Origin of the sequence: Intrasporangium sp., from assembly GCF_030452765.1 — a bacterium.
Lineage (GTDB): Bacteria > Actinomycetota > Actinomycetes > Actinomycetales > Dermatophilaceae > Intrasporangium_A.
Window position 1 is genome coordinate 1 of record NZ_JAKDLO010000263.1, and the last position, 4,505, is coordinate 4,505.

3 protein-coding genes are annotated in these 4,505 nt (G+C 69.7%); all 3 read right to left on the reverse strand.

Annotated elements, in window-relative coordinates:
• Positions 1–147 precede the first annotated feature (147 nt).
• Genes L0H79_RS20875 through L0H79_RS20885 form a run of 3 tightly spaced genes read right to left on the reverse strand, consistent with a single transcriptional unit; the run spans position 148 to position 4,434 of the window.
• Positions 148–486 (reverse strand): WhiB family transcriptional regulator, encoded by a 339-nt coding sequence (locus L0H79_RS20875; protein WP_301486576.1) that lies wholly within the window; start codon positions 484–486, stop codon positions 148–150.
• A 19-nt stretch (positions 487–505) separates the two neighbouring features.
• Complete coding sequence (locus tag L0H79_RS20880) at positions 506–3,493, reverse strand: Helicase associated domain protein (protein ID WP_367652509.1); 2,988 nt, start codon at positions 3,491–3,493, stop codon at positions 506–508.
• Positions 3,490–4,434: a sigma-70 family RNA polymerase sigma factor gene (locus L0H79_RS20885; RefSeq protein WP_301486579.1), complete on the reverse strand. Its 945-nt coding sequence runs from the start codon at positions 4,432–4,434 to the stop codon at positions 3,490–3,492. The genes L0H79_RS20880 and L0H79_RS20885 overlap by 4 nt, the downstream gene beginning before the upstream one ends.
• Between the last annotated feature and the right edge of the window lie 71 nt (positions 4,435–4,505).

The following is a 4,505-nucleotide window of genomic DNA, read 5'->3' on the forward strand; positions in this document are numbered from 1 at the left end:
CCTCGACGCGGAGGGCCGCAGCGGCCTCGGCCTGCCCTTCCCGCTCAAGGACGATGGCAGAGGCCAGGGCTGCCACGGCACACCGGTGACGCGCGGCCGGAGTCTCAGGTGCGGGGAGGCGAGGGAACCTCGGAGACGGGTCGGCGCTCATGATGCGGCCACGTCCCGCCTGCATTCGGTGACGTCCTCCTCGGCGGTGTGCAGCGCCAGGACCGGCGTGTCCAGCTCGCTGGAGATGGACACGGGTGCCGGGGAGGCACTGTGGGCGCGGAGCTGATCCCTATCGGCGTCTGTGGTTCCGCCCCACACGCCGTAAACCTCGGTGGCGAGGGCGTATTCCCGGCAGGCCCTGAGGAAGGAGCAGCCGGCGCAGATCCGCTTGGCCGGCGCAGGGTCAGCACCGAAGGTGCCGGCGAACGCACGGGCGGATAGTGCGGGCGCGTCCAGGCAGGCCTGCGTGCCGTCGAATCGGGGGTAGCTGATCATGTTCATCTCCTCGGTGAGGTCAGGCGGACTGTTCGAGCTCGGGCGCCGGGGAACAGGGGGACAACCAGGACGGGACGGGGGCGCCCGGACCAAGGGCGCGCAGCAGCTGGAACAGTGCGTGGACCACGGCCGCGGAGGGGTCGGAACGGGTTGCATGCGTGGCGCTGCCTCGATACCCGAGCGCGGAGCCGATCTGGGCGTCCGTCCAACCGGCTGCGCGCAGTCGCGCGAGCGCTTGCTGGTGAACAACCCGGTCGCCGAGGTCGTAGGCCCGGGATGCGGAACGGCCGCGGGTGCCCTCGCGGTGCCACTCGCGCAGCTGGTCGGGGGTCAGCCGCTCGAGGCGGGACGCGATCCATGGGGGCACGCGGGTGGAGCTCGGGTCGGACATGAGGCTCCCGAGCAGGGTCCTGGGCAGGCAGGCAGCAGCCGCGACGGACATCGGCACCGCCCAGGGGTTGCCGGCCATCAGGCCCTTGACCCGCGCCGCGCCGCTGGGAGATGTCACCCAGCCCGCGGTGAGGTTGTCCATCTGCTGTCGCTTGAAGGCGGTCTGGGAGTCGCGGGCGGCCTCGTCGCACGCTTGGCAGGGGCAGCCGAAGTGGCTCCGGGTGTGCGCCCGGCCGTGTGGGACGCCGGCGGGCAGGGTGATGGGTGGGCCGAACCGGCTCTTGGCTTCCCGCAAGCTCCAGACCCATCCGGGGACCTGGCTGAGCGCAGCCCGCATCGCCGCGTCGAGGCTATCCCGGCCGGCTAGCCACCGCATTCGGGCACACCACTGATAGAGGTTGATGACCAGGCCGTCGACCTGTTCCTGGTGTGTTGTGGGCATGCTGGTGACGGCGCCGCCGGAGGCGACGTATTGCCGCAGCGCCGTTAGCCCGGCTTCGGCGCGGAGCCTGTTGGCATCCCATGCGAAGAGGGGCCCTCCCTTGGCGTCCGTCGGGCAGACGGCGAGGATCTCCTCGTGCAACTCCGGTGACAGCTGCTTGGCCAGGTACGCACTGCCGTTGCGGTCCAGCCACGCGGCGAGATCGATGCCGTCTTCGATGTGCCCTACCGGGACGGCTGCGGTGCCCTCCCACGCCACGAATGCCTTCAGAGCATCAACCCCAGCGCGATCGACGCCACTGAGCGGCTCCCAGGTCCAACCGGGCAACGTCACCAACCGGGCCGCGACGCTCTTCTCCAGCCGCCCTTCGCGGTGGGCCAACCGCGTCTGGGCCAGCCAGCGTCCGATCCGCGCCTCCCCTGGTGCTGTCGGGTAGGTCGACTCGCCTGTCGCGGCGTCGCGGCAGGTCCCGGCCGCGGCCGCGAATTCCTCGAGTCGGTCGACCAACCGGTGATCGAGGATGCTCTCCGGACGCCAGGTCCAGCCCGGCAGCTGCTCCAGCTGGTCGATCCGGGCGGGGTCCATGACCCCCCGGTGGTAGTTGTGACGTTGGGTCACCACCCAGTCGCCGATCCGGCGGCCGGAATGCGTGTGGGTGTTCTTGATCCGGTGCGCCGACCCCACCTGGTCTACCGCGTCGACGAGGGTCGCGAACATGGTGTCCCATTGCGAGCTGACGGGTGAGACGAGGCGGCCGAGGATGGTGTCCGCGTCGACTCCGCCCACCATGTGCAGCCAGTCGGGCATCTGACGGGCTTCAGCGTGCAGGCCCCGGCGTCGAGGGTTTTGGTCCGGGCGAGCAGCGCGAATCAACGACTCGGAGATCCGCGGGTCGTGAGCGTTGAGCGCGCGTAGGACCTTCCAGACGTGTGCGAAATGCGAGGCGGTGAGCTGCTCGTCGTCGTCGACCGCACCGGGTGGTAGCAACAGCGGCAGGATGATGGTGCCGCGCTCTTTGCCCGGGTGGATCCGCAGAGCCCGACCGACGGCCTGGACGATCTCGACGGTGTTGGAGCGGGGGGACGCGAACAGGACTGCGTCCACGGCGCAGACGTCGACGCCTTCGCGTAGGCACTTGGCGGCGGTCACCACCCGGACCACCCCTGGGCCGCACTGTCCCGCCAGGCGCGTCAGGATCTTGCGGCGGGCCGGGGTCGGGGTGGTCCCGTTGATGGTGTCCGCGACGAACCGCACCGTGTCGTGGCTGCTGACATTGAGGAGGTTGGTGAAGGCCCTTGCGTCGGCGACCCAGTTGTGGAATGAAAGCGCTCGAGCAACGCCGCGCTCGTTGGCGGCCGCGGCCAGAGCAGCCAGGGGCAGACGCTGCCGGTTGAAGGGAGTGTCGATCCGCGAGACGACCATCACCTCGTAGTCGCACAGGTAGCCGTCATCGATGGCCTGCCGGGTGGTGTAGAGGTGGGCTACCGGGCCGAAGAGCTGCTCGTCGTCCATGGAGATGGCGGTGGCGGCGGCCGACGACGATGTGAAGGGGTCGAACCCGGCCGCGCCAGCCGCGTCGGCTTGAGTCGCGATCACTGGGGTGGCGGTCATCGCCAACCGGCGAGCAGCAGGGAGCTGAGCGTCGTCCAGGGCGGCTCGCTGACCAGGCTGCAGGTGACCCGTCAGGTGGTGGGCCTCATCGAGGACAAGGAGGTCGATGACGGTCCCCGTGGCGCGAACAGCCGCGGCGAGACGAACCAGCGATTGGTAGGTGGTCACGATCAGGGTCGGGGTGTCCTGCTGGAGAAGGAACCCGATCCGAGCCGGATTGGTGGTGGTTACCCGTGGCCCGACGGCCCGGCCGGCATGGGTGAAGAGCCCATCCGCCGAGCACACGGCGACTGTCTGAGTGCCCTTGGCAAGCAACGGCATCCACGACGCCAGAGTCTGGTCGACCAGCGACAGGCTCGGGACGGCGACAACCACTCGCTGCGCGGCGGTCGCCGAGGCGGTGAAGATACCCACGTGGGTCTTGCCGACGCCGCAGGCCATCCGCACCTGAGCCCGAGAGTGTGCTGCAAAGCAAGACATCAGGCTGTCGACGGCCGACTGCTGCGGTGGCCGCGGCGTGACCGCGCGGATCAGGGCCGGATCGACCACGCATGACGAGCTCACGCCGCGGCCCCCAGGGTGAGCCCGTCACCGAGCAGTCCACGCAGCCGCATCAATGCTCCCTGGGTCGTGGTTCGCACCTGGGCGACGCTGACGCCGTAGCGGGTGGCCACCTCCTCTTCGGACAGGACGGGGCCTGACCAGCCCACCCGGCACGCCACGACAGACCGCTCTCGAGGGGACAGTTGCTGCAGCGCGGCCGCCAGCTCGTCGTGCAGCTCGGCATCGCCGACAAGCTCATCGGGCGCGCGGCCGGAGTGGATCAGGAGATCTCCGACCGTAGAGGCGGTGTCGTGTCCGACCGGTCGATCGAGCCGCACCATGGCGCGCACGTTGCGGTCCAACAGGAGCAGATCTCCCAAGGCGGCGGGGGTGATCTCCAGGGCATCGGCGAGCTCGCGGTGCGACGCGGACCTGCCCAGGCGGACCTCGAGAACGGCACGGGTCCGGAACAACTCCTCGAGGAGCTCGGTGTCCGTGCCACCTGGCTGTAGACCGCGGGCGCGGATCACGGCACGGGACAGGTATTGGCGGATCCAGGTGCTCGCGTAGGTCGAGAACTTCAGCCCGCGGCGGTAGTCCCACATCCAGATGGCGTGGATCAGCCCCTCGATGCCGACCGCTGCGAGGTCCTCGACGTCCAGGTCGCCGGTTTCGCGTCCTGTCCAGGATCGAGAGACCCAGTAGTAGACGAGGCGGATGTTCGAGCGGGTCATACGCTCCAGCGCGCGTGCACCCAGGTTCTGGACTTCGGTGAGCTCGTCGCGGGAAGGTGCATCGCCGGCGAGGGCCTCGGTTGCCAGGATGCCGGCCTCGATCCAGAACCCCAAGGTTGGCTCTTCCTCGGGGCGCAGCAGCGGCAAGGCTGCTGACATCAGGCCCTGCGCCGGGGCGCCCGGAGCGGGGAACGCGGTCAGGGGTGGCAGCGGGGTGGGGCTGGTCATGGCTGCACCCGCACGGTCTGCGCGTGGTCGGGCGTCAACGCTCGAGGTCCGAGAAGCGTCCGAGTGAGCTC